Source organism: Amycolatopsis sp. NPDC049868, assembly GCF_044461365.1.
Classification (GTDB): Bacteria; Actinomycetota; Actinomycetes; order Mycobacteriales; family Pseudonocardiaceae; genus Amycolatopsis.
Genome location: NZ_JBITKV010000018.1, coordinates 135,783 through 158,367 on the forward strand (window position 1 = coordinate 135,783; position 22,585 = coordinate 158,367).

Genomic DNA, 22,585 nt, shown 5'->3' on the forward strand with positions numbered 1-22,585 from the left:
AGCAGACGCGGGTCCCCCACAGCCTTGCCGGGTGAGCAAGCAACGTCGGAGGCTTGGTGCGTTCGGAAGGTGATCGGTGGGAAAGGCACAGCCGCCGCAGGATTCCTCGCCGGAGAGTCTCGCTCTCGGGGCGATCTGGAAGACTCGACCGGCGTCTCATAGGGGATGCCCGGCCGAACAGGCCCTTGCCCTGCTGGCTCAGGGCGCAGACCGGTCGGGCGCAGTCCAGCAGGCAGACCTGGCGCTCGTGAATGATGCGTGCGTAGCGCATCCTCGTTGTTTGTGGCGTGGGTTAACGGTCCTGCTGTGCGCTGGTGAATTGGTGAGTGCGGATGCTCAGCTTCGGAGGTTGGAGAATACCCGCGGCGACCACGTCGTCGATCTGTTGTCTCTGCTCAGGGCGCAGCACGCGCGTTTGGCCGGAGACCTGACCGGAGCGCGGACCTTGTTGAGTCCGCTTGCCTCGGCGGAAGCTTCACTGTCCGTTCGGCACCTCGCCGTGCCGTTTCTCGTCGAGGTGCTTGTCGAAGCCGGCGAGATCGCGTCAGCCGATTCGATGCTCAGTGAGCACGACTTCAGCCGGTTGATGGCCGGTGCCCAGGTAACGCGGCCGTTGTTCCTCGCGGCGCGGGGCACAGTTCACCTCGCTGCAGGTCGGTTTCGCGGAGCCATTGAGGACTTTCTGTCGTGTGTCCGACTTCCCGTCACGGAGATGATGGCGCATTCCGCGGTGATGCGCCGTCGTGGACTGGCGGCGTTGGCGGCGGCCGGCGCGGGCGGACGTGAACGGCTGGTCGCCACGTTGGCGGCGCAGGAGGAGGAAGCTGCGCTAGCGTGGGGTTCTCCTGCGTACGTCGGATGGGCTTTGTACGTCCGTGCGATGGTCGAGCAACCAACGGGAACGACCAGACTGCTGGATGACGCGATCGATTTGCTGGACATCGCTCGATCACGAGCCGGGCTCGCGTCGGCGTGCTACGAGCTGGGTTCTCGCCTTGCGGCATCAGGCGACGAAACCGCCGCGAAAGAGAAGCTTGAGCGTGCGGGGCGTTTGGCGCGGCAAATCGGAAATCGGACCCTGTCAGAGAAGGCCCAAGCCGCGCTATGCGAGTTGGCGCAGAACGGTCAGCCGCCTCCGTTGACCGTGCAAGAAGTGAAGATCGCGGAGCTCGCACGGGCAGGGTACAGCAACAAGCAGATCGCGGAGAGCCTTTTCCTCACTGTTCGCACGATCGAGTTCCATCTGTCCAATGTGTATCGGAAGCTGCAGATCTCCGGGAGACGCGAGCTGACTGACGGACTCTGAAGTTGTCCTGATCAGCTCGTGCGAGCCCAGGATTTCTGAGGGTAGGATGATCGTCGGCGTCGGCCGCGGCCAGTGCGCCTTCACTCGATGCGGCATCGTCGCGGACCCAGGCCGAACACCTCGAATCAGCACGAAGAGCTTTACCGAGTCGGACGCTGAATACCACTGAACGGCGGGTAGACGGAAGCGCGATGGTTGGGAACCATCGTAGCGATAGCCGGAGCTTCGCCGTCAGATCTTGGCAGCTACTACAACACTGAGGCGGGTATCGTGGGACAAGACGGTCATCGTGGTCTGTCGGCAGATGCCCTGCAGTCCGCTCTTGGCCTCTCCGGAAGCGGCCGCGGTGAGAAAAGCTCCCCATCCGGTCCGACGGGTGTGCTGTTTCCTGGCCCGGAGTTGGCTGTTCGGTTGGACCGCTACGTCGATGCCCTGATCCGGATCAGGGCGAGGCAGCATGGTCCGAGCGCGGACAAGTGTTATGTCGATCTCATGGTGGGTCTGTCCGATGCCGCGGAGGCCCTGCGGGCGTCGGATCGCTGTGATCACGAAATGGCCGAACGCCGCCTTCGCTCCGCTGTTGCCCTGCTCCAGGGTGCCGATCTGACGGAACTCGCCTTCCTTGACCAGTGAGAGGCGTTCTTCTGCGCTCACCAGTCCGGGCGAATCATGTACCTGTCGGCAGTGATGGAGGTCGATGGCGCCGGCGGCGACACTCCGCCCGGCTGGTGCCCATCGCTCGCATGTACTTGCCTCGTTAGGGCGCGGTGTTCATGAGTGACGGCCGGATCCCAGCCGTCTGACGCGCTGTGATCGAGGTGGCCTGCGGACTTGACCCGCCGCCACATACCCCGTGACCGGGGAGATGTCGTGCCGAGTGCCGACATGATCGAATGACCACTATAGCCCTGTCTGTCCAGGGCTGGACAGCCGTCGTGTGCATCCTGTGCCTGCAGGGCATATCGGTTGAACAAACTACCCAACTATGCACCTCGCGCTTCCAACCGCGCTTCTGAGCGTGCGTAATTGGTCCATCACGTTTCCTGCTGCGCGGCACATCTGAAGGGAGTGCGAGCATGAGGCACTACCTCGATCGGGTGGCACAAGGTACTGCCGATGTTCCGAAGCGTGAATGTGGGCCGGCCTCCGGCGAGAGCGCCGCGTACTCGAATGGAGTGCAGGCATGGTGACATCGCATCGTACGATCGGTCGTTCATTCGCGCGCCGGTCGATGATAGGGCAACTGCTCGCGGTCGTCGCGATGCTCGGCGCACTGTCGTCCTGTGGCATCTCGGCGACCTCCGGATGGAATGGTGCGGTTCCCGGTAAGGAAGCGCAGAAACGCACCAATCTGGAAGCTCCTTTCGGGCCGGTGTATCCGGCCGACATAGCTGTGCTCGTCGCGGTGTCGCAGGCAGGGTACTGGGAAGCGCCGACCAGTGAGCTGATAGCGAAAGAAAGCACGAACCCCAAGGTTAAGGCGGTCGGCGCGCAGCTAGCACGAGAGCACCACGTGCTGAACATGTACAACGAAGACGCCGCGGCACGCCTCCACGTACAGCTACCCCTGGCAGCGACACCGCAGCAGGAGAGCTGGCGGAAGCAGATCGAGGCCGCCAGCGGAGACGAACGTGACCGGCTGTACGTCGGGCTCACGAGGGCGGCGCACGGCTCGGTCTACATGAAGGTCGCCACCGTACGAGCGACTACGCAGAACGATGTCGTCCGCTCTCTCGCCGAAGTCGCGACCCAATATGTCTCGCGGCACATGGCATTGCTGGAGAGCACCGGACTGGCGGACCTGGATTCGCTCGCGGTCCATTCGGGCACCGACGCCGCGAGCCAGCCCACGCCCTCGGTGGCGGAGTGGGGGTTCGGCATCGGCATGGCGCTGGTCGCGGTGTTCGGGACGCTTGTCGTCGTCCGCGTGGCATCGCGACAAACTTCGGAAGCGGCCGACGACGGAGTGGCGATCGAATGAACCTGACACTGTCATCCTTGCCGGAAGTAGTCCTGGCCGCAGGCTATACTTCCTTTGACAACGGGGCGCGCACAGTCGCCGCGTTCTCCGCGCGGCTGGCCTATCTGGCCATGTGCCTGACGTTGTGCTGGGGCATTCTGACCGCGACCGGGTGGGTCCGCCGTATCACCGGACATCAGGCATTACGTACCGGACACATCATGTTGGCGTCGTTCACGATCGCGACGGCCATCGTGCACGCCTTCGCGATAACCGTTCTCGACGAACAGATCGTGGTCGGCACTCAGGTCGTGGTTCCGTTTCTCAACGGTTACGTTCGCCATGCGCTCGGCATCATCGCCCTCGATCTGATGGTCGCGATCGCCATCACCGCGGGGATGCACCGATTCCTTCGTTACCGCAATTGGTTGCGTTTCCACCAGACTGCCTATTTCGCGATCGCGCTCGGCGTCGCCCACTCCTGGTGGGGAGCATGGGCCAACGGAAATATCCAGCTCGTCTGGCTCGGTGGGCTCACAGCCCTGGCTCCGGTGATCGCGCTGACACTGGTCAGGTTTCTGCCCACGGTGGTCCTGGTGAAGATCGGCTTGGTGGGTGATGGTCCGGCCACACAGAAACAGGTTGTCAAGACGGCGCCGTTGAAAGTTCACGTCGATAATCAACGTTGTCACCGTTATGGCTTTTGTCAGGCAGAGGCTCCTGATGTATTCCAGTTGCGTGAGGACGGGCGTCTCGCGTACCGGAAGACTCCTGAAGTCACTCGCAATCTGGATGTGATTTCCGCGGCGAGGGCGTGTCCGATGCGAGCCATTCAACTGGAAGGGAGGAACCATCATGAATGAGCTGCCACGGATCGTCATCGTCGGGGCGGGGCTCGCCGGGATGTGCGCGGCCGAACGATTGCGGGAACTTGGCTTTGACGGGGAAATCGTCATCATCGGTGACGAGTCGACCATGCCGGTCTATCGGCCGGCGCTGACAAAGCAGTTTTTGACGGGAGAACTCGGGTTCAAGGAGATCCTCACCGCACCGACCCATGATCTCGACGCCATATGGCGGTTGAACACGCAGGTGTCCCAGTTGGATCCCGTGCGACGAGTCGTTTTTCTTCCCGGTGGCGAGGAGCTCGAATACGACGGGCTGATCATCGCGAGTGGGGTCGAAGCCCGGAGGGTGCCGGGTGCGATGAAGGCCGGCTCACGCGTCGCCGTGCTGCGCAGCATCTCGGACAGCAGGCGGTTGCGTCAGGCGTTGAGCGGTGCACGTGATCCCATCGCGGTGATCGGCACCGGTTTCATCGGTTGTGAGGTGGCGTCGAGCATTCGTTCTCTCGGTCAGAACGTGGTCCTCATCGGGCAGTCCAAACTGCTGATGAACAATCTGCTCGACCCTGGGCATGCGCAGCGGCTGACCGAACTGCACCGCCGCCATCGTGTTCAGCTGCAACTCGGCACCAAGGTGGAGGATTGGATGGCCACACCGTCGCGAGTGCAGCTACGCCTCTCCAACGGGAGGCAGCTGGATGCGGCCTTCGTCGTAGTCGCGGCCGGTTCCGTTCCCGCTGTCTCGTGGCTGCGCGACTCGGGAGCACGGCTGGACAACGGTGTGGTGTGCGAAGCCACTTGCCATGTCGCCGGGCTGGAGGACGTGGTCGCCGCGGGAGATGTCGCGAGCTGGCCGAACCTGCGGTTCGACACCAAGCCCCGGCGGGTCGAGCACTGGACCAACGCGATCGAGATGGGGCGTGCGGCCGCGGAGAACCTGCTGACCGGGCGGGAATCGGCGACACCATTCATGCCGGTGCCGCGGTTCTGGTCGGAGCAGCATGGCCTCCGCCTCCAGGCCGCCGGGATGCCTGCTGTCGGCATGAAGCGTGAACCGATCGATCCCACGACACCCGGTGGTCATTCTTTGACCGGCTATTACCGGGACAATGAGCTTGTCGGTGTCATCGGTTTCGACAATTCATCTGCGGTGTTGAACTATGCGAAGAGTTTTGTGGACAAGGCGCTGACCGGTCGAGCGGGGCAAGCGCGTCCGGGCGACCGAGAGCCGGTGTCACAACGAGATGCAAGGTCTGGAGCGCCGAAGCCGGACCCTCGTTCTGCCTTTCTGCAGGTTTAGTGAGAATGTTGCCGAATTCGAAAGGACGATTACATGCGACCGAACGTAATGGCGATCTTCTCAGTTGTCACACTTGCCGCAGCTGCAGCATTGGCGATCCAACAATCGCCGAATTTCTCGTCCCAGACGACCGGCCTGTACATCCTCACCACGGACACGCCGGATTATCGCTATGTAGTCGTTCCCTTACCGTATCGTGAAGAGCAGCGGACCATTCGAGCTCCGGTTCCGGGTGACCAGATCGCCACAGCCTGGGTGGAATCGCCCGCCGGCTCCGCCAAGCCGGGGTCTGTCGCTGAGCCCATGCCTACGCCTACGTCAGTGACCGATCCGGTCAAGCCGTCGGAGGTGGCCGGCGATCCGCTCGCCCCGTCAGTGCCATCGGACGAGTCTGTCGGCCCAGGAAGAACGGCACACACGGGAACATCCGCGGGCCACGCGCCGGAGGGGCGATGATGGGTGGGAACCGGTCAGGGGCAGTAACGGTGCAGTGGCACGGCGAGGGGCCGGGGCACGCGAAGTCGAGAGGCGGCGAACCGGTCCGTTTCGGCGGTTGGTCCGACTATGGAGAATGGGCCGATCACGACTTTCGCGAGCGTGGCCCCGCCGAGGAACCGATCGGGAACGGTCAGCGCCCCATCGTGGTGGAAGTCATGACCCCGGTCGTTCCCATAAAGCTGCCGGAGGAGCCGGAAGATGATTTCGTGTCCCGGACTTACTGCAGCATTCTGTCCCCACACGATGGCGATAATTTCGAGGGCGCTGACCTGTTGGTCGAGGTCGATCATCCAGCGGCTCTCATTCGTCCGTATCTCGGTGCCGGCGGGCAAGCCGGGACCAGACACGACCTCGCGTTCGAAACCATGATCGAGACGGCTCGGCCGTACGCCACCCTGCCGATCGAATCAATGAGTGACGACCAGCGATCGGTCTGCCGACTCTGCGCGACACCGCAGTCGGTCGCGGAGATCGCCGTGGCCATCGGGGCACCGATCGGACTGACGCAAATGATCATCAGCGACGGTATCGACAAGGGATTCCTCAGTGTGCACAGTACGGCACCGCCGACGGTGGGCGGCCTGCCGTCGATCGAACTGCTCCGACGGGTCCACCGAGGGCTGGCGCGGCTGGCCTGAAACGCCATTCTTGACGGAGGCACGGTGAACAACCACATGATTAGAGGACGCGGCCCCGAGCCGCTGCTGACGAGGTTCATCGTCCTCTGCGCGCTCCAGATCTCGACCGGCGCCCTGGTCGCGGTCGGTATGGTCGTGCCGGAAACTTGGCCACCGCTCGCCGCATTGGCCCTCATGGCCGGCGCAGTCGGCGTCGGTATCGCGTTATTCCTGACGGCACAGCGGCTGCGGCGATCGCTGACGGGCTTGCGCGCCGAACTCGATGAGCTCGGCCGGCAACGGCTGCCGGAGATGCTTTCCGAAATTGTCGTAAAGAAGGACGTGCAGCAGGTCAAACTGCGGTTGCCGACCCCAGTCGACGAGAGACTGGCCGTATTGATCGGCGATGTCGAGGAGATCTGTACGAGCGCGGTGCATCTGGCCGTGGAGCGTGATCAGATCCGCGCCGGCTATGCCGAGGTCTTCGTCAACATGTTCCGACGGACTCAGACGCTTTTGCTGCGGCAGCTTCAGATCATCGAAGGTCTTGAGCAGAGTAACCGGTCTCCCGCCGACTTGAACCGGTTCTACCAGCTCGACCACCTTGTCATGCGCATGCGCCGGAACAACGAGAACATACTCGTCCTCTCTGGAACCGAACTCGTGCGTAAGACGAAGGACCCGGTTCCGATCAGCGATATTCTCCGAGCGTCGATCTCGGAGATCGACAACTACCAGCGGGTCCGGCTGCTCAGCACTCCTTCGATACGGGTGTCCAACACGGCGGCCGGTGATCTGATCCGGATCGTCGCCGAGCTGCTGGACAACGCCACTGCCTTTTCGTCGCCGGACAAGCAGGTCACGGTGAAGGCCGAACTCGCTCGTCATCAGGGGTTGGCGATCGGCGTGATCGACAACGGCATCGGGATGTCCGATGTCGATATCCGCAAGGCGAACGAACAGTTGAAGCGGTTGGGCTCCGGCGAGATCGCCCGCTCTCGCCGGCTCGGCCTCCTTGTGGTCGGCAGGCTCGCCGGACGGCACGGTTGCCGGGTCGAACTGTTCGGCGGAGACGATGTCGAGGGTGTCTCGGCGCTGGTTACTGTCCCCAGTTCAGTTCTGCTCGAGGAAGATGCGGTTCGCGCCACCTTGCCGGGAGATCCGACCCGAGGATCCACGATGGGGCACCTGGGCGCCACCGCCAATCGAGCAGGCAGGGGGGAGTCGGCGGTGCCGATGACCGTTACCGTGCGGCGTCAGGACAAGAACTCTCCTGACGCCGCAAGGGTTCGACGGACCTCTTCCTGGCACAACCGGTCGGATGTACAGAAAACGCGCCGGCAGGCTGTGCGCTCGAAGCCGTCCGACCTCGTGGCACAGGCGCATTCGGATGTCCCTGGTGAACTGCCGACTCGTGTACCCAACCGGCAGGCAGAGGATTCGGAGGTGGAAACACAGCCCAGGCGGATAGCGTCCAGGTGGTTCCAGGCGCGGAATACTACCGGACAGGGGAGGTCGACATCGTCTCCGCCGTCGTCAAGCAGTACTGATCGGTTTGTTCAGGGCGCGGTAGAGAATTGGCAGTCGAACGTAGATCAGGCATGGCAAATGGCGGAAAACGCGAATCGGCCGGATGGCTACACCTATACCGAGGATGGCCTCCCGCTGCGGCAAAAAGGTGCACATCTGATTCCGGGGAGTGTCGCCCCCGCTTCGGTGGGTGGTACGGCAGCTCCAGGCAAAGCAATCGAGCGCGACCCGAAACACACCCAGCGTCGGCTCTCCAGCTATCAACAAGGCGTGCAGAAGGCAAAAGAGCAAGAGGCGCGCATGCGTGGCACGAAGCATTCTGCAGGCTGGACCGTTCTGGAAGTCGAGAGTAAGTAATAGCGGCATTGGAGAAGTAATATCATGACCGACAAAGACGAAACCGCGAACGAGTATGCTTGGTTGATCAACGACTTTGTGGACCGGGTTCCCGGTGTCGCCCATGGGGCCGCGGTCTCCTCTGACGGCCTGCTCATCGCGGCATCGAGCACACTTCCGCAGGACCGGGCCGACCAGTTGGCCGCGGTCGCGTGTGGTCTGGTGAGTCTGACGGAAGGGGCCGCCCGCTGTTTCGAGGCGGGAAACGTCAACGAGACCATCGTCGAGATGGACGCCGGCACCATGTTGCTGATGGCCATCAGCGATGGATCATGCCTGTCCTTCCTGGCGGATCCAGGATACGACATTGGGCAGATCGCTTACGAAATGGCGCTGCTGGTGGACAGGTTCGGTCACATGCTGACGCCGGAGCTCCGGGCCAGTGGTGACGAAGTCGCCTCGGCTCCGGCCGGTAGTCGATCCAACTAGCTTCTGTCTTGGAAAGGAAAGGCATATGAGCAAGCATCGGGTCGACCCAGTCGACAAGACGTCGAAGAAGTCGATGATGACTTCGAAGATCGTGGTGGCCGGTGGGTTCGGTGTCGGGAAGACGACGTTCGTCGGAGCGGTTTCCGATATCAAGCCGCTCACGACCGAAGCGATGATGACCGTTGCGAGCGGGAAGCTGGACGACACGGAACGGCTTCCGTACAAGGCTCTGACCACTGTGGCCATGGATTTCGGGCGCGTTGCTCTCGATGACGAGTTGTTGCTGTACCTGTTCGGTACCCCCGGCCAGGAGCGCTTCTGGTTCATGTGGGACAGCCTCGTGCGTGGTTCGATCGGTGCGGTGGTCCTAGCCGACACGAGGCGTCTCGCCGACTCGTTCTCATCTGTCGATTTCTTTGAGAATCGAAATATCCCGTATGTCATCGGAGTGAACACCTTCGATGGAATCCTTCATCATCCTCTCGAACATGTTCGACGGGCCATGGCCATTGATCCCTCCATTCCGATCTTCCGTTGTGATGCCAGGGAACGAGGTGAGGTGAAAGCGGCTCTGCTTGGGTTGATCGAATACGTTATGAAGCGGGTCGAGCAGGTGGCAGAGCCATCGATGGCCTAGGGGATTTTCAAAGATCGGCTACAAACAGGTAAGGAAGGGATGGTTCGACGCGCAATGGTTGAAGGAAATCGCGAGATTGTTGCTCTGGATGTTGACACTTTCACCGAGTTGACCAAGCTGGACGGTGTTGTCGTAATTCACCTTTCGGCCGAGTGGTGTGGGCCATGCCAGGCCTTCACGACCGTGTTCCATGAAACGGCAGAGAACCATGACGACGTGGTGTTCGCCACGCTTGACACCGACTCGCAGCCGGAGCTCGGCGCTGCGTTCCACGTGAAGTCGATCCCAACGATCGCTGTGATGCGTGGTGGAGCGCTGATTTTCACGCATGAGGGTTCGCTCAGTGAACGGGCCCTCAATGATGTGATCCGTCAGGCTCGAGGGGTCGATGTCGATGAAATTCGCAAGTCGATGACCTCCGGAGTGGCATCGACCTAGTATCAGGTCATACACGGTATGGAAAGGTTTGTCGTGGGTATCACAGTCGGTTCTCTGGCCCCGGACTTCACACTGGATGGCAGCCAGATGGAACCAGTGACGTTGTCATCCTTCGCGGGGGACAAAAACGTACTACTTGTGTACTATCCGCGCGCGTTCACCCCGATTTGCCGAGGTGAACTGTGTCAGTTGCGCGACGAAGTCGAGGTCTATCACAAATACGACGTCCAGGTGATCGGCGTGTCGGTTGATTCTCCGTTCTGCCTGAAGGCTTGGGCGGAACAACAGGGGTATCCGTTTCCGTTGCTGTCCGACTTCTGGCCGCACGGCGAGGTGGCTACCACCTATGGGACCTTCGACGACTCTGCGGGTGTCGCCCGGCGCGGTACCTTCTTGATCGATACCGAGGGGATCATCCGATTCGCCCAGGTTCAGCGGGAGGATGTGGCCCGCGACCAGCGTGAGTGGAAGGAAAAGGTCGCCAGTCTGCTCGGAGCGCACGCCCGGGATCTTTCACGGGTGTCGATTCCTGCGGCTCCTGGCAATTGGATCTCGATTCCCGACGAGGGCTCAGAGGTGGTTTGATGCAGGGGGCGATCCGGCGATCTCGGGTGCTCGTTTGAGCGTCGGTCCTGGGTGTTACTCTATGGTTACGAACAGTAATATAGGGCTTACGGAGTATCCCATGTCAAGCTTTGCTCCGGATCTCGGAACAGTCGAGAGGGGCAACGTTGTGGATATTGTCAAGGTTCTGGTGTGCGCGGCCGATGAGATCACTTCGGCTGGTGTCGAGGTAATGCTGGACGCGAGTGAGCTGGTCCACGTGGTTTCGGACGGCGGGGGCGCTCGCCCGGACGTCGTGGTCGTGGTTGTGGACGGTGTCGTAGGTAGCAGTACGTTCGCGCTTCTTCGACGGCTTCAGGGTGATGGTTCCACGCTAGCGTCACGAGCAGTGATGGTCGCCGACACGTTTCGATCCGAAGATATGCTGATGGCGGTCGAATGCGGTGTCGCGGCTCTGCTGTCCAGGAGCGAGATGAAGGAAGGTGCTCTGGTTTCGGCGGTGCTGGCGGTGAGCCGCGGCGCGGCCTTGATGTCAGGCCGACTGCAAGGCATCCTTCTGGATCAGATAGATCGGCTCCGTCTGCAGGTGCTCGCGCCCGCTGGACTGACGCTTTCCGGAATCGAAACACGTGAACGCGATGTCTTGCACCTGATCGCCGAGGGGTATCAGACCGAGGAGATCGCGAAGCAGCTCACCTACTCCGAAGGTACCGTGAAGAACGTACTTTACGGCTTGATGGCCCGGCTGCGCCTGAATTCGCGTGCGCAGGCGGTCGCCTACGCCATGCGTGCCGGCGTCATCTGAGCCGAGGTTTCGCAGCCGGTTCTATCGCGTTTAGTTCGAGTTCGTTTTCAGCTCGGACGCATCGGGTTCTGTGCCACTTATGGTCGCCGTCAGCTCGTCGTAGATCGGGGTTGGCTCGTCCTGTCGGCCGGTGCCGAGAAAGCTGCTGCTTTCGTTCTGGTCGTCGTTCTTCCCGTTTTTCATCCGAATCCAATTCCGCCTGCGTGTGGGCCGAGCCCGATGTCGGCCGAGCGAAGACTCGCGCGGCATTTCTGTGTTTGGCGTTCATATTTTCGCACACGGAGGAGCGAAAGACGCCGAAGCCGGGTACGATCATCTACCAGGAATGCCCGTGGTGCGCGGACATCAGCAGTTTCTTCCCGCGCGGCGCTCATTGATGCCGTCGAGGCCCAGTCGGCCGCCGAGATCGGCGAAGGTGTCGAGGAAACCTTCCCGGTGTTCTTCAGTGTGCCCGGAGTTCAGTGTCAGGCGCAGATGCGGCTTGTTCCGGGATACGGCGGGATAGAAGAAGACCGGGACAAGGTACCCTCGCTCCAGAAATGATTCCTTCAGTTCGACTGCCGTCGCGTCGTCGTCTGCTGGAACCGAGATGAGGTACGAGGGGGTCGCGCGTGGCGGGCACACGATTTCGTCCAGTCGCACGCGAAACCCGGCCACTTGGCGGAGGTAGTCGTCGACGATCTCGGGCTTGGTGCGAAGCAGGTGCATGACCTGGGGCGCGGTGCTCGCCGTAGGCGGCGGCATGGCGCCGGTGAACATGGATGTCCCGGACAGTAGTTCGAACGCGAGCAAAGGATCGGCGAGCCCAGCGATGGCACCGCCCTCGAGACCGACCGACTTGGAAAAAGAGACCATGACGAAGTCGGCCCTCCGCAAGGCGTCGAACTCTGTGGTGAAAGGCCGGCCCTGTCCGCCGTAGAGCAGGAATCCGTTGGCGTTGTCGACATAGCTGAGGGCTTGGTGCTGTTCGCAGAGTCGAGCAGCTCGCCGATCGGGGCGACCGTGCCGTCGGAGGAGTAGACGCTTTCGAAGACCACGACGGTCTTTTTTGCCCTCGAGCGTGCTCAGGGCCCGGTCCAGGTCGGCTGGGTCGTTGTGCCGGAAGGGGAACAACTGTCGTCCGTAGCGCAGTTTTTCGACGGCTTTCCAGAGGCTCCAGTTTACGTCCCGGTCCAGTACGAACATCGCGTCCTGGTTATCGATCTCCCAGCCCTGGCCGAGGTTCAGGTGGTTCGTCATGGTGTGCGCGAAGCCGACGTTGGCCAGTAGACCGCTGGCGAAGCTGATTGCGCGGTCCTTACCGGTGACTCGGCAGAGTTCTCGCTCGAGTTCCAGGTGCGGACGGCAGATTCCTAGTGTCGCCCGCGAACCGCCGGTGGTCAGGCCGTATCGCGTGATGCCATCCAGGAAGTGCTGCCGGACGTCGGTACGGGCCTGCAGGTTCAAGAAGTTGGTGCTCGCGAAGTTGATCAGTGTGCGGCCATCGTGCACCACGGTCGGGCCGACAGGACCGTCGACCACGGGCGGGGCAGCCAGGCGCAGGCCCGTGCCCGTCGTGAGGAAGTCAGTGAAGGGCCAGAGCTTCAGGGCGGCCGATCTGGATGTCGTCACTCGTGTCCGCCTTTGGGTGCGATGGTCTTACCTGGCTGACGGAGGCTGGCTCGTGCCACGTTTCCCAGACGGCCGAGCCCGATCGCGCGAGGTTCTTCGCCGCACCGGTGGTCACCGGCGAGGCGGTGTTGAGCAGGTCGTTCCCGTCGCGCCAGGCCTCGAACGTAAGGTGTCGGCCAGGATCCGGACGGCCGGGATTACAACGCTGGCTTGCGATGAACACGACTTTAGCGGCATCAGAGATCTCTGCGGTGCTTCTCGCGTCTGCGTTGTCTACACGCCGCGTCCCGCGTTCCTCAAGCGCTACGGCGGTTCGGACGGGGTCCTGTTCCAAGTCCGCGGTCCGTGCTGAGTGCGAGCCGCCCGAAGCCGGGTAGACCGATCGTGTTTCCTCGGAAAGCGTCACTCCAACTGCCTCCAAGCGGCCCTCGGTGAGCCGAGCCCTGCGGTCTGGGTTGAGTGACCGAAGTAGGCCCGGTCGGAAGGGAGGCGATCACCTGGTCGATTCAACCGACGGGGCCAGCGAATCAGTTTCACTCTTGACCGGCGGCGGAGAGCTGACAATTGGCAATCGTCGCACACTCGGATTGGCCGGGCTGGACCGACTGTACTGTTTTCCTGTCGTCGAACGGTCTTCCTCCGGAAGAAGAGTACTTTTTAGCGGGCGGTTGTGCCCGCAAAGACTGTGGCCGGGCGAGGAGATTGATCAATTATGCCCGATAGTCTCTGGTTGCGGAAACATGGATACTCGCCGAGTCATAGCGACCAAGGCTCGGCCTTCCTGGTTCTCTGATCGATTTATTTTCGCAAGGCCGGGAAGTGGGTCGCGAAGTTTGATCAACGTTATGGTATATACCTGAGCGAGGAACATGGAGACCGTCGGCTCCGGCTCGTCGTCGGTCAGTTCGATGCCCGAGGTGCGCAGTCCGTACCCGTAGTCGATCGAGGCCTTTCGGGCACAATTCCGCGCCCGCATACCCGAAACCTCAAGCAGGGGAGCCTGATCTGGTCGCGATGCTTCGCCATTGGCTAGTCTCAGGAGGTTCCGTTAGGACGTCGAAAATTCCGGACCACCAGGCTCTGGACGCCGCTGTGCCTGTGGACTCGTTGGTTGCGAGCGCGGTGGTTTGTCCATCGCTCGTAGCGGAGTTGCGCTCGGTGGCGGCCGAAGGAGGAAGTCGATGGTAAGAATGCATGTCGGTTTCGAAAAGGCAACTGTCACTGACTTCTGGACACGACACTTTGCGGGCATCGACAGGATTATCGAGGATCCGACGGACGTCTATTTCGGCTTCGTCCTGCGTATGCGGGGGGAGGCGCCTTCGCTGACGTCACTACGCGAGCAGGTTGCCAGGGCTGTGGTGGGCATCCCCATGCTGACCCGGAGGTTGGTCGACTCCGGGGGAGATCCCACGTGGGAGAACGAGCCTCAGTTCGATATCGACCATCACGTTTGGGAGAACCGGCAGCTGGCTCCCGGGGTGCATCCGGCTCGGACGCTGTTCCTCAATCGGCCGGATCCGGCTCGGCCTCGTTGGGGAATCTGCCTGCTGTCCGGTGACGACCGGGAATGGGCCGTGTGTTACCTGGTTCACCACGCGGTCCAGGACGCCGTGGCAGCACTCGAGACCATGCGCAGGCTATTCGACGGTAGAACTTCCGGCAAAGCCGTGCTGCGAGGGCGGCGAGCGTTGGGGGTAGAGGCGAGTGTTCGTTTAGCGCCCGATGTCCTGTCCACCTATCGGGCGGTAACGCCCTGGACGCCGCTGCTGGCCCCTCCGCTGTCGTCAAGGACGGCCGCTTTCGCCGCAGTAGAGCAAGAGTGGATCGAGGCTATAGCGCGGGCCACCGATGCGACCATCAATCAGGTACACCTCGCCGCGTTGACCGGAGCATTGCGCGACTGGAGTCCCGGCGACTGGACAGGTCGTCTGTCTCGTGCGCAGCGTCGAGGACTGCCGGTCGTCATGCCGGTTGACACACGGAAGCCAGGCGAAGACGACCTTGGCAATCAATTTGGCCTGTTCCGCGCCATGCTTCCCTGTGGCGAGACGGATCCCGAGCGCCGGCTGCGGTCGATCATGACCGCGACGGGTCGTCGTCGAATCGATCGATACCGCCGTGCGCATCGCACCCTTGTCGAAGCCGCGCCGGACGTCGGAGACTGGCTCTGGCGGCGGATCGCCAGAACGTCGATGATGGTCGCCTCGAGTGTCCAAGCCCGGGACACCCTGACTGTCTGCGGAACACCGGTCGCCGAGATCGAGGCCATTCCCTGGCTGCCCCCTGGATACCCCTGCTTCAGCTTCCTCGTCAGCTACAAGGGCCGTGTGGGCATGTCCGTCCTCACACATGGGGGTGCCCCAAGTTCGGAAATGCTCGTCGCCCGATGGCGTGACGCGATCTACGAACTTCACAGCCGCCTCGTCGAGACATCGAGACGACCGACCGCCGGGGCGTGGCGCCCGCGGGCATTCTGAGTACGGTCGTGCGGCGCTCCATCCAACGCTCGCTCGCCAGTGCTCACCACGGGACACCACGCTGCACAGACTCTAGCCTGTAGTCGTGTGACCGCGCAGGCACAATGCTGTGCCCTAAAGGCTTTAGTGCTAGGACATGGTTGTGATCGGGACCGATGGCGTCGATCGGCTTCAGCGCTGATCGGCAGGGTTCCGGGTCGGCGGACAGCGCCAACCGGGTGATCGCTGCGATCCCACCCTCACGCACTCTGCCGGAGCGATGCGGACAGCGACCATGGTCCCGTTCCTATGCCCCTGTGGGCCTGTGTCCGCGGATGGCCAGCGTCGGCGAACCGCGGATGCCGTGTTTTCTGACGGACACTGCACTTCAGGCGGTTGAGGCGCGCGTCGAAACCGCTTGTTCTTGTGACAGCACACGGCCGTCACAAGAACAAGGGGAACCGGCCTTGAGAATGGGCGGGCTTGCCGACGTCAACTTCCGTGCTGGTACCAAATACGGTGATCTATCGACGCGGACACTTCACTGGCCTAAAAAGACGGCCATGAATATACGACGCGACCTGACTTTAGTTTAGATTCGTTGGCGAGATGACGTGATTACGCCGACACTACTGACCCAGTACTCGTGTCCGAGTCGACGACACAGCTCCAGTGTGACCAGCCGAGGCTTCTCCCAGCTCACGAGATTGAGGCCGCAATGCGAACCAGTTCGCCGCCGGAACAAGTGATGCGAGACCGGCACCGTGATCCGTACAGCTATTTCTCGTGGCTGAGGGAGAACGAGCCAGTCCATGCGGAGATGAAACCGAACGGGTTGCGAGTCTGGCAAGTCACCCGTTACGCGGATGTACACGACCTGCTCACCGACAGCCGGTTAAGTAAACGTCCCGAGCTTGCCACCGCCCCGCTCGGACAGACCGTGCCCGCTTATGCCGACGGTGCCGCCGGCTTGTACCGCCATCTACTGCACACGGACCCTCCCGAGCACACCCGCCTGCGCCGACTGGCGAATCGCGCCTTCTCGCCACGCAGGGTAGCCGTACTGGCCCCGATGATCAGGCAAAGAGCCGAGCGGTTGGCCGGCGCCTTTCCTGCTCACGGCGACGTCGACGTGCTCGCTTCCTTTGCCTTCCCTCTCACCTTCGCCACGATCTGCACGATCCTGGGCGTTCCGCATCACCTGCGCACAGAGCGATTCCGTGAACTCGCGGCGGTGACCCTGCAACCCAGTTACGCTGGAACGGGTGTTGGCGCCATGTCTGAGCTCCACGCTTACCTAACCGATCTCGTCCGGCACAAACGGCGCGAGAACGCCGTCAATGAGGAGGGTGATCTCCTCGGGGCGCTGGTGACGGCCTGTGATCGAGGTGACCAGCTGTCCGAACAGGAACTGATCAGCACGGCGTACTTGCTGCTGACTGTCGGTCACGACACCACCATGAACCTCATTGGCAACGGCATGCTGGCGCTGCTCCGCCACCCGCGGCAGCTACGGTGCGTAGCGGAAGCCTCGACGACACCGCCAATCGCCGTAGAGGAGCTCCTCCGGTACGACTCACCAGCCCGCAAAGCCACCTTCCGTGTGGCAGTCGAAGACCTCCGGTTGCACGGCACAGTCATACCCCGCGGCGAGATCGTCAGCCTGGCAATCGGCTCAGCCAACCGAGATCAAGCCCAGTTCGCCGACGCTGCCGAACTCAACGTGAAACGGACCCCCAACGAACACCTCTCCTTCGGTCGCGGACCGCATTTCTGCATCGGCGCTGCACTAGCCCGGCTGGAGTCCGAGATCGCATTCGACGTGCTACTGCAGCGCATGCGGAATCCTCAGCTGGCCATACCGCCCGACCATCTGTCCTGGCGGCCCTCCCAGGTGATGCGTGGCCTGGCCAGCCTGCCGATCCGCTTCGAGCGCTGAGAGGAATTCGCAATGGTCACTGGTATCGACCCGCTGGTCAGGGAGAAGGCGACCGCTATTTTCACCGGGATGACCTTTCTGCGCGCCATTGGTGCGCGACTGGTAGACGTGGCACCGGGAATCGCGGTACTAGAGACCGAGCACCGGGCCGATCTATGCCAGCATCAGGGTGCCACCCACCCCGGCATCCTGAGCGGGCTCGCGGATGCGGCGTGCGGCCTGGCCGCGATCACCATGCAGTCAACTGATCGCGACCTCGTCGCCGTCGAAATGAAGATCAACTTCGTGTCCGGATGTGCCCCAGGGCAACTGCTTCGTGCCACCGGCGCCGTGTCCCGGGCAGGACGCACGCTGACCGTATGCACGGCCCATCTGCACGCGGTGACCGCAGATAAGGAGGAGATCCTGATCGCCCTGGCCATGGCCACCATGTTGTCGCGACCAGCACACCAGGAGCCCGATCGTGGATGACCTGATCACCTTCCTCAATGACCAGTACACCAAGGACGAACGGGATGTGGGCGCGCCAGAGAAGAACTACGAGGGCGTCCACTCCCGCTGGGGCCAGCGCCGCATGGTGGCCGAGATCGCCGTCAAACGTCTCTTGCTCCGCGGACATCGGCCTGGCCACTTCGCAGTCACCTGGGACACGGACGGTGAGCCTGAATACCAAATTGCGTGCGTGGCATGTTGCGTCGATGTCAATCCCGAGATATGGCCGTGCCGCCATATCCGTCTCCTCGCTCTGCCATATGCCGACCAGGCCGGCTACCGCGAGGAGTGGCGTATACCGCTCGACCACCCCCGTGTCGGCAGTGTCGAAGTCTCCGGTTCACGCCCTGCCTGAGCGGCATGCCCCGTTGTACTGCGCGACGGCAGAGGCCTCCGCTCAACACTATGCACCCGATGTAGGAGCGGAGATTCGAAGCCCGGTCGGGTCCGGAAGGGTCATCGCCCCCCCCCGCAACGCCACCGCACCACGGTGGCGTGCGGTCGTCGTCTCAATGAGCCAGGACGGGCTCGTCAGGCTGACGCTCAAGGAGTCGGAGTGAGTGCTCCGAGGTGTGCGGATCGCATGTCCTCGAGTGCCATGTGGCTCGAAAACTCGCCCGAGGCGTTCAATCTCACCGAGCCGGATTCACCTGATCTTGTGTGACTCTCTTGGTGTATCACCACGACGACCCGAGGCAGTTGTCGCTTCCTCGGAACTGGTCATGCTGGCGGGTGCGGACTGTGTCGGCGGGACAAATGTTCGACAATGGCGAAGTCGGCAGCCGTCGATCACCGGTTCGCTCCCGACCTGTCGATCTCCGGCGCGGGCGTGTTCTCAGCACGTCCGCGGTCGCGGACCCATGATGGAATGCGCCAACACAGGACCGCGTCCTGATGGAACCGCTGGGATACTCCGACGAACGAGACACAACAGCACCTTTCCCAGGCCGAAGCCAAAGGGTCAGGGTGTCCGGTCTGTAGGGGAAACCTCGAAGGAGACCCTTCACGGACTCTCGGTCGAGCTAGGTTGCTGTGGTCAATCCTCAATCCAGCGGTGGGTTTTGGCAAGGGCCACCACACATTGGCGGATGCTGACCAGTTGACCGCCGGTCAAGCTCGGCACTTCCGAAAGCAGGGCTTCGGTCAGCTCCGTGGTGAGTTCCGCTGAGGAGAGCACGTCACACAAGCCGTCCTCGATGCTAACGGGCGCAGACGTCGGCTTCGCCGCCGGAACCCGATGGGGTTGGCTGAGCAACCGCACCCGAGAGGCCTTGAGTCCCCGTTCTCCCTCTTCGGTGACATATTCGACTTGGGCACCGGCGGTGACCAAGTGTTTGTCGAAGGAGAGATCGTTGACATGGATGAACACGTCCTCGCCACCCGTGTCGGGTGACACGAAACCATAACCACGGATTTCATCGAACTTGATTATCGTACCAGTAGTCATTAGTTTACCCCACGCATATTACCCAGTAGTTCACTTTGATGTTGCCGACTGTGGTGCCCGTGGCAGTGTATATGTACTGGATCCATGGCCGTGATGGTCGGTGCAGGGTCGACCCGCATTGCGGATGATCCTGCCCGAAAGTTCATGGCGCCGGTCCGCCGACGGGTGTCGCTCATGAGCGCGGGCTACTCGAGTATTTCGGGCAATTCGGTGATAGCTCGAAGCTCGAAGGTGACATCGAGGCCGTTGATTTCGATTCAGTTATGTGGCCTTGCTTCTGCTTCGGATACGCGGAAGGCATCGAGGAGGGCCCTTGGTGGGCACAACGGCCGCGACGGATACAGGCACGCCCGTGCTGCGGCAGCAGACTATCCGGTTCGCCGCGTTGAGCGCTGCGGCCACTCCGACAGGGCCAAACCGTTCGGGGTTCGCGTTTGCGTGGTCGCTCACCGGAGCGGTGCGCGTGTTCAATCATGTGCTCCGCGAGGAACAGAACCAGGCTGGTGAGCTGACGGACACGGCGAGCCATGCGCTGAAGGTCCATGCGGATGCGGCTGATCCCCGCGTCCTACACGCCTTGACCGCTGGCTGGCAGTAGGTGGTGACCGGCTCCACGGACGCCGGTGTCAAGTCCATCTCCGACGCCGACGTTCAACTGACGGTCGACATCGCGAACTGCTCTCGAAAATGCCTAGTGGAGTCACGTCTGGGTCCAGCACCTTGACCCGGTCCGCGAAACTTGACACGATTGCCGACCTGAAAAGGGCACATCGGACGGAGGCCCCTCGATGGGTTCAGCGATGTTTTCCAGCTTCCTGTCAATCGCGCTGGCGCTCGTCATGTTCGGGCTGGGGCTGACCCTGACCGTCGGCGATTTCACTCGGGTGCTGAAGTATCCGAAGGCCGCTGCCGTCGCGTTGGTGTGCCAGATGATCGTGCTGCCCGTGATCTGTGTCGGCCTCATCCTGTTGTTCGGTCTCGGAGGCGTGCTCGCGGTCGGCATGATGCTGCTCGTCGCTTCTCCCGGCGGGACGGCGGCGAACCTGTTCAGCCATCTCGCCGGCGGCGACGTCGCCCTCAACGTCACGCTCACGGCGATCAACTCGGTGCTGGCCGTGTTCACCCTGCCGCTGGTGGTGGGCCTGTCGATGGCCGGATTCCTCGGTGGCGGTGCCTCGATCGGGCTCCAGCCCGCGAAGTTCGTGCAGGTGTTCGCGATCGTGCTGATCCCCGTCGTGATCGGGATGGCGGTCCGGGCCCGGTTCACCGGCTGGGCCGAGCGGATGCGCAAACCGGTCAGGATCGGCTCCGCCGTGGTGCTCGTGCTGGTGATCGCGGCCGCGATCGCGCAGGCGTTCCGGACCTTGGTGGACAACATCTGGACGCTCGGGCCGGTGGCGCTGGCGCTTTCCGTGTTGAGCCTCGCGATCGGGTACGCCGTGCCGCGGCTGTTCCGGGTGGACCGCGGGCAGTCGATCGCGTCCGCCATGGAGATCGGCGTCCACAACGGCACCCTCGCGATCGCGGTGGCGGTCTCCGTGCTCGGTGACAAGGCGATGGCCGTGCCCGCCGTGGTCTACGGCGTGCTCATGTTCTTCCTCGCCGGGGTAGTGGCGTTCCTGTTGTCCCGCAGCCGAGAGACCGCATCGGTCTGAATCACGCCGGTGTGGTCGTGCCGGGCGCGCAGTTGACTCTCCTGACTTGCGGGCGGCCCACCGGGCCGGGCCCGGTCAAGGAGCTCCATTCTTGGCCCGTACGCGGGCACGGCCACGATCGCGCGACTCCAGTCGGCAGGTCCTGGCGCCGAGTTCATCCAAGAGCGCGTGGTGCAGCCGTCGCCACAATCCGGCTTTGGTCCACTGACCGAAGCGGCGATGCGCGGTCCGGAACGGTGCCCCTAACGATGGCGGCAGATCCCGCCACGCGCACCCGCTGGTCAGGACATACACGATCGCGCTCTAATACGACGGGCTACGACCGTGCAGACTTCGCCGTATTGTCTCTGATTGGAGCTTGTCGCCACGTCACGATGAGCTTGCGTGGACCTCTCTGCACGTTTCCCTTTTTGAATTCGACGGGTTCGGCGAGTTGTAGTCCGGGGAATCGGCGGAGCAGGGTGCCGAGTCCTACCTGTAGCTGGGTTCGGCCTAGTTGGGCGCCGGGGCAGTAGTGGCTTCCGTGTCCGAACGCGAGGTGTTGGCCGGCTGTTTCGCGGCGGAGGTCGAGTTCGTCGGGGTGTTCGAAGGCTGACTCGTCGCGGTTCGCTGAGTTGAGGGAGACGAGTATCGCCTGGCCCTTTTTCACTGTGACGTCGGCGACCTGGACGTCCTCGGCGGCGATGCGCTGTGGCCCGGTACCGGTGAGCAGTGGGACGAACCGTAGTAGTTCTTCGATCGCCCCAGGGAGTAGTTCGGGTTCTTCGCGCAGTTGTGCCATCGCCTCGGGGCGATCGAGCAAGGTCGCGATGATGCTGCCCAGTTGGTTCATGGGCGACTGGCCGCCGCTCAGCATCGTCATCCCGAAGATGAGGAGCTCCTGGTCGGTGAGCATGTCGCCGTCGTCGCGGGCGGCTACGAGTGTGCCGAGCAGGTCGTCGGTGGGTGTCGCACGTCGTTGTGCCACCAGGCCGGTGATGTAGTCGCTGAGCTTCGCCATGCCGTCCGCGGTCTCCTCGGGGGTATACCCGTCGACCGTGGTGATGATTTCGGTCCACCGCCGGAAGTCTGCGCGGTCCTCAAGTGGTACGCCGAGCAGTTCGCATATCACTGTTTGCGGGAGCGGTGCGGTGAAGCCTGCGACGAGATCACCGGGGTTGTCCAGGTGGTCCAGCAGGTCGTCGGTGATCTCCTGGATCCGTGGCCGTAGCTCCTCGGCCCGCCGCCCGGTGAACGCATGGAACGTCAGACGCCGCAACCGTGCGAGATCAGCCCCATCCGCGGCGGCGATCGCCCCCGTCGGCTGGATGGTGCGTACCATCCTCGGTACATCCCGTCCTGCCGCCAGCGCCTTGCTGAATCTGGGGTCACCGTAGACGAACTTGGCCTCCTGGTAGGTGGTGATGAGCCAGCCCTCGCCGCCATAGGGGAATTTCACCCAGGTGATCGGTTCTTCGCGCCGCAACCGGGCGTATGCCGGGTCGAGAACCAGGCCCTTGGGTTCGGAGAATGGATAATTCGGCGCCGTACCTGACATGAGAAGCTCCAATCACGGCATAGGGCTGACAATCTGTGTTCTACACCGGTAACAGGTCTCTCATTTCCTGGCCAGACCAGTTTGCTGGAGAGCGGTACGCCTCAGCCGCTGCGTACGCCG

Annotated in this window: 20 protein-coding genes and 2 pseudogenes; 17 read left to right on the forward strand and 5 right to left on the reverse strand. The window is 62.5% G+C overall.

Translation table 11 applies throughout. The features are described 5' to 3' along the window. Nucleotides 1–349 precede the first annotated feature (349 nt). Nucleotides 350–1,306, forward strand: coding sequence for a helix-turn-helix transcriptional regulator (locus ACIBTM_RS41905; protein ID WP_395882692.1), 957 nt, complete (start codon nt 350–352; stop codon nt 1,304–1,306). A gap of 231 nt (nt 1,307–1,537) precedes the next feature. Here ACIBTM_RS41905 and ACIBTM_RS41910 read toward each other — a convergent pair whose 3' ends face one another. Beyond that, the gene (locus tag ACIBTM_RS41910) at nt 1,538–1,960 is read right to left on the reverse strand and encodes a hypothetical protein (RefSeq protein ID WP_395882693.1); all 423 of its coding nucleotides are present in this window, start codon (nt 1,958–1,960) and stop codon (nt 1,538–1,540) included. Nucleotides 1,961–2,489: 529 nt separating this feature from the next. On the opposite strand from ACIBTM_RS41910, the gene ACIBTM_RS41915 reads away from it, so the two are divergent. The 10 genes and pseudogenes from ACIBTM_RS41915 to ACIBTM_RS41960 all read left to right on the forward strand — a co-directional run bounded on the left by ACIBTM_RS41915 (nt 2,490) and on the right by ACIBTM_RS41960 (nt 11,325). Continuing rightward, nucleotides 2,490–3,287 (forward strand): DUF4142 domain-containing protein, encoded by a 798-nt coding sequence (locus tag ACIBTM_RS41915; RefSeq protein ID WP_395882694.1) that lies wholly within the window; start codon nt 2,490–2,492, stop codon nt 3,285–3,287. Then, nucleotides 3,284–4,129, forward strand: a complete 846-nt coding sequence (locus tag ACIBTM_RS41920) for a ferric reductase-like transmembrane domain-containing protein (protein ID WP_395882695.1) — start codon at nt 3,284–3,286, stop codon at nt 4,127–4,129. Before ACIBTM_RS41915 ends, ACIBTM_RS41920 begins: the two co-directional genes overlap by 4 nt. After that, entirely contained in the window at nt 4,122–5,411 is a 1,290-nt protein-coding gene (locus ACIBTM_RS41925) for an NAD(P)/FAD-dependent oxidoreductase (RefSeq protein WP_395882696.1), read from the forward strand. Before ACIBTM_RS41920 ends, ACIBTM_RS41925 begins: the two co-directional genes overlap by 8 nt. Before the next feature lie 485 nt (nt 5,412–5,896). Beyond that, nucleotides 5,897–6,547 (forward strand): DUF742 domain-containing protein, encoded by a 651-nt coding sequence (locus tag ACIBTM_RS41930; protein WP_395882697.1) that lies wholly within the window; start codon nt 5,897–5,899, stop codon nt 6,545–6,547. Between the two features lie 24 nt (nt 6,548–6,571). Then, nucleotides 6,572–8,413: a sensor histidine kinase gene (locus tag ACIBTM_RS41935; RefSeq protein WP_395882698.1), complete on the forward strand. Its 1,842-nt coding sequence runs from the start codon at nt 6,572–6,574 to the stop codon at nt 8,411–8,413. A 24-nt stretch (nt 8,414–8,437) separates the two neighbouring features. Further along, nucleotides 8,438–8,881, forward strand: coding sequence for a roadblock/LC7 domain-containing protein (locus ACIBTM_RS41940; RefSeq protein WP_395882699.1), 444 nt, complete (start codon nt 8,438–8,440; stop codon nt 8,879–8,881). Nucleotides 8,882–8,954: 73 nt separating this feature from the next. After that, nucleotides 8,955–9,518, forward strand: a complete 564-nt coding sequence (locus ACIBTM_RS41945; protein WP_395882729.1) for a GTP-binding protein — start codon at nt 8,955–8,957, stop codon at nt 9,516–9,518. A 54-nt stretch (nt 9,519–9,572) separates the two neighbouring features. Beyond that, entirely contained in the window at nt 9,573–9,956 is a 384-nt protein-coding gene (locus tag ACIBTM_RS41950) for a thioredoxin family protein (protein ID WP_395882700.1), read from the forward strand. Between the two features lie 33 nt (nt 9,957–9,989). Then, nucleotides 9,990–10,445: pseudogene (locus ACIBTM_RS41955) on the forward strand (peroxiredoxin); the annotation flags it as partial. A gap of 196 nt (nt 10,446–10,641) precedes the next feature. Then, complete coding sequence (locus ACIBTM_RS41960) at nt 10,642–11,325, forward strand: response regulator transcription factor (RefSeq protein WP_395882701.1); 684 nt, start codon at nt 10,642–10,644, stop codon at nt 11,323–11,325. 345 nt (nt 11,326–11,670) lie between these two features. Here the strand turns inward: ACIBTM_RS41960 and ACIBTM_RS41965 are convergent, their stop codons facing one another. Further along, entirely contained in the window at nt 11,671–12,936 is a 1,266-nt protein-coding gene (locus tag ACIBTM_RS41965; protein WP_395882702.1) for an aminotransferase class I/II-fold pyridoxal phosphate-dependent enzyme, read from the reverse strand. A gap of 1,181 nt (nt 12,937–14,117) precedes the next feature. Here ACIBTM_RS41965 and ACIBTM_RS41970 point away from each other — a divergent pair. The 4 genes from ACIBTM_RS41970 (at nt 14,118) to ACIBTM_RS41985 (ending at nt 18,181) form a co-directional block, all read left to right on the forward strand. Next, the gene (locus ACIBTM_RS41970) at nt 14,118–15,416 is read left to right on the forward strand and encodes a wax ester/triacylglycerol synthase domain-containing protein (protein WP_395882703.1); all 1,299 of its coding nucleotides are present in this window, start codon (nt 14,118–14,120) and stop codon (nt 15,414–15,416) included. A 697-nt stretch (nt 15,417–16,113) separates the two neighbouring features. Continuing rightward, complete coding sequence (locus tag ACIBTM_RS41975) at nt 16,114–17,334, forward strand: cytochrome P450 (protein ID WP_395882704.1); 1,221 nt, start codon at nt 16,114–16,116, stop codon at nt 17,332–17,334. A gap of 12 nt (nt 17,335–17,346) precedes the next feature. Further along, a complete protein-coding gene (locus tag ACIBTM_RS41980; RefSeq protein WP_395882705.1) occupies nt 17,347–17,805 on the forward strand; it encodes a PaaI family thioesterase in 459 nt (152 codons plus the stop codon). Further along, a complete protein-coding gene (locus ACIBTM_RS41985; RefSeq protein ID WP_395882706.1) occupies nt 17,798–18,181 on the forward strand; it encodes a DUF6221 family protein in 384 nt (127 codons plus the stop codon). Before ACIBTM_RS41980 ends, ACIBTM_RS41985 begins: the two co-directional genes overlap by 8 nt. 681 nt (nt 18,182–18,862) lie before the next feature. Here the strand turns inward: ACIBTM_RS41985 and ACIBTM_RS41990 are convergent. Continuing rightward, on the reverse strand, nt 18,863–19,273 hold the full coding sequence (locus tag ACIBTM_RS41990; RefSeq protein WP_395882707.1) for a cold-shock protein: 411 nt from the start codon (nt 19,271–19,273) through the stop codon (nt 18,863–18,865). Between the two features lie 316 nt (nt 19,274–19,589). On the opposite strand from ACIBTM_RS41990, the gene ACIBTM_RS41995 reads away from it, so the two are divergent. Further along, the gene (locus ACIBTM_RS41995) at nt 19,590–19,871 is read left to right on the forward strand and encodes a hypothetical protein (RefSeq protein WP_395882708.1); all 282 of its coding nucleotides are present in this window, start codon (nt 19,590–19,592) and stop codon (nt 19,869–19,871) included. Nucleotides 19,872–20,073: 202 nt separating this feature from the next. Beyond that, nucleotides 20,074–20,928 (forward strand): bile acid:sodium symporter family protein, encoded by an 855-nt coding sequence (locus tag ACIBTM_RS42000; protein ID WP_395882709.1) that lies wholly within the window; start codon nt 20,074–20,076, stop codon nt 20,926–20,928. A 52-nt stretch (nt 20,929–20,980) separates the two neighbouring features. Here ACIBTM_RS42000 and ACIBTM_RS42005 read toward each other — a convergent pair. Together ACIBTM_RS42005 and ACIBTM_RS42010 are read right to left on the reverse strand one after the other, a co-directional pair. After that, nucleotides 20,981–21,231, reverse strand: a pseudogene (locus ACIBTM_RS42005) (transposase); the annotation flags it as partial. A gap of 13 nt (nt 21,232–21,244) precedes the next feature. Then, nucleotides 21,245–22,477 carry a cytochrome P450 gene (locus ACIBTM_RS42010; protein WP_395882710.1) on the reverse strand — a complete coding sequence of 411 codons (1,233 nt, stop codon included), beginning with the start codon at nt 22,475–22,477 and terminating at the stop codon, nt 21,245–21,247. Between the last annotated feature and the right edge of the window lie 108 nt (nt 22,478–22,585).

Excerpts from the sequence above, each read along its gene's own strand:
- ACIBTM_RS41925 (WP_395882696.1), top strand. The coding sequence starts at position 4,122 with ATGAATGAGCTGCCACGGATCGTCATCGTCGGGGCGGGGCTCGCCGGG.
- ACIBTM_RS41990 (WP_395882707.1), bottom strand. The coding sequence starts at position 19,273 with ATGACTACTGGTACGATAATCAAGTTCGATGAAATCCGTGGTTATGGT.
- ACIBTM_RS41960 (WP_395882701.1), top strand. The coding sequence starts at position 10,642 with ATGTCAAGCTTTGCTCCGGATCTCGGAACAGTCGAGAGGGGCAACGTT.
- ACIBTM_RS41940 (WP_395882699.1), top strand. The coding sequence starts at position 8,438 with ATGACCGACAAAGACGAAACCGCGAACGAGTATGCTTGGTTGATCAAC.
- ACIBTM_RS41950 (WP_395882700.1), top strand. The coding sequence starts at position 9,573 with ATGGTTGAAGGAAATCGCGAGATTGTTGCTCTGGATGTTGACACTTTC.
- ACIBTM_RS41920 (WP_395882695.1), top strand. The coding sequence starts at position 3,284 with ATGAACCTGACACTGTCATCCTTGCCGGAAGTAGTCCTGGCCGCAGGC.
- ACIBTM_RS41970 (WP_395882703.1), top strand. The coding sequence starts at position 14,118 with ATGGTAAGAATGCATGTCGGTTTCGAAAAGGCAACTGTCACTGACTTC.
- ACIBTM_RS41945 (WP_395882729.1), top strand. The coding sequence starts at position 8,955 with ATGATGACTTCGAAGATCGTGGTGGCCGGTGGGTTCGGTGTCGGGAAG.
- ACIBTM_RS41915 (WP_395882694.1), top strand. The coding sequence starts at position 2,490 with ATGGTGACATCGCATCGTACGATCGGTCGTTCATTCGCGCGCCGGTCG.
- ACIBTM_RS42000 (WP_395882709.1), top strand. The coding sequence starts at position 20,074 with ATGTTTTCCAGCTTCCTGTCAATCGCGCTGGCGCTCGTCATGTTCGGG.
- ACIBTM_RS41975 (WP_395882704.1), top strand. The coding sequence starts at position 16,114 with ATGCGAACCAGTTCGCCGCCGGAACAAGTGATGCGAGACCGGCACCGT.
- ACIBTM_RS41980 (WP_395882705.1), top strand. The coding sequence starts at position 17,347 with ATGGTCACTGGTATCGACCCGCTGGTCAGGGAGAAGGCGACCGCTATT.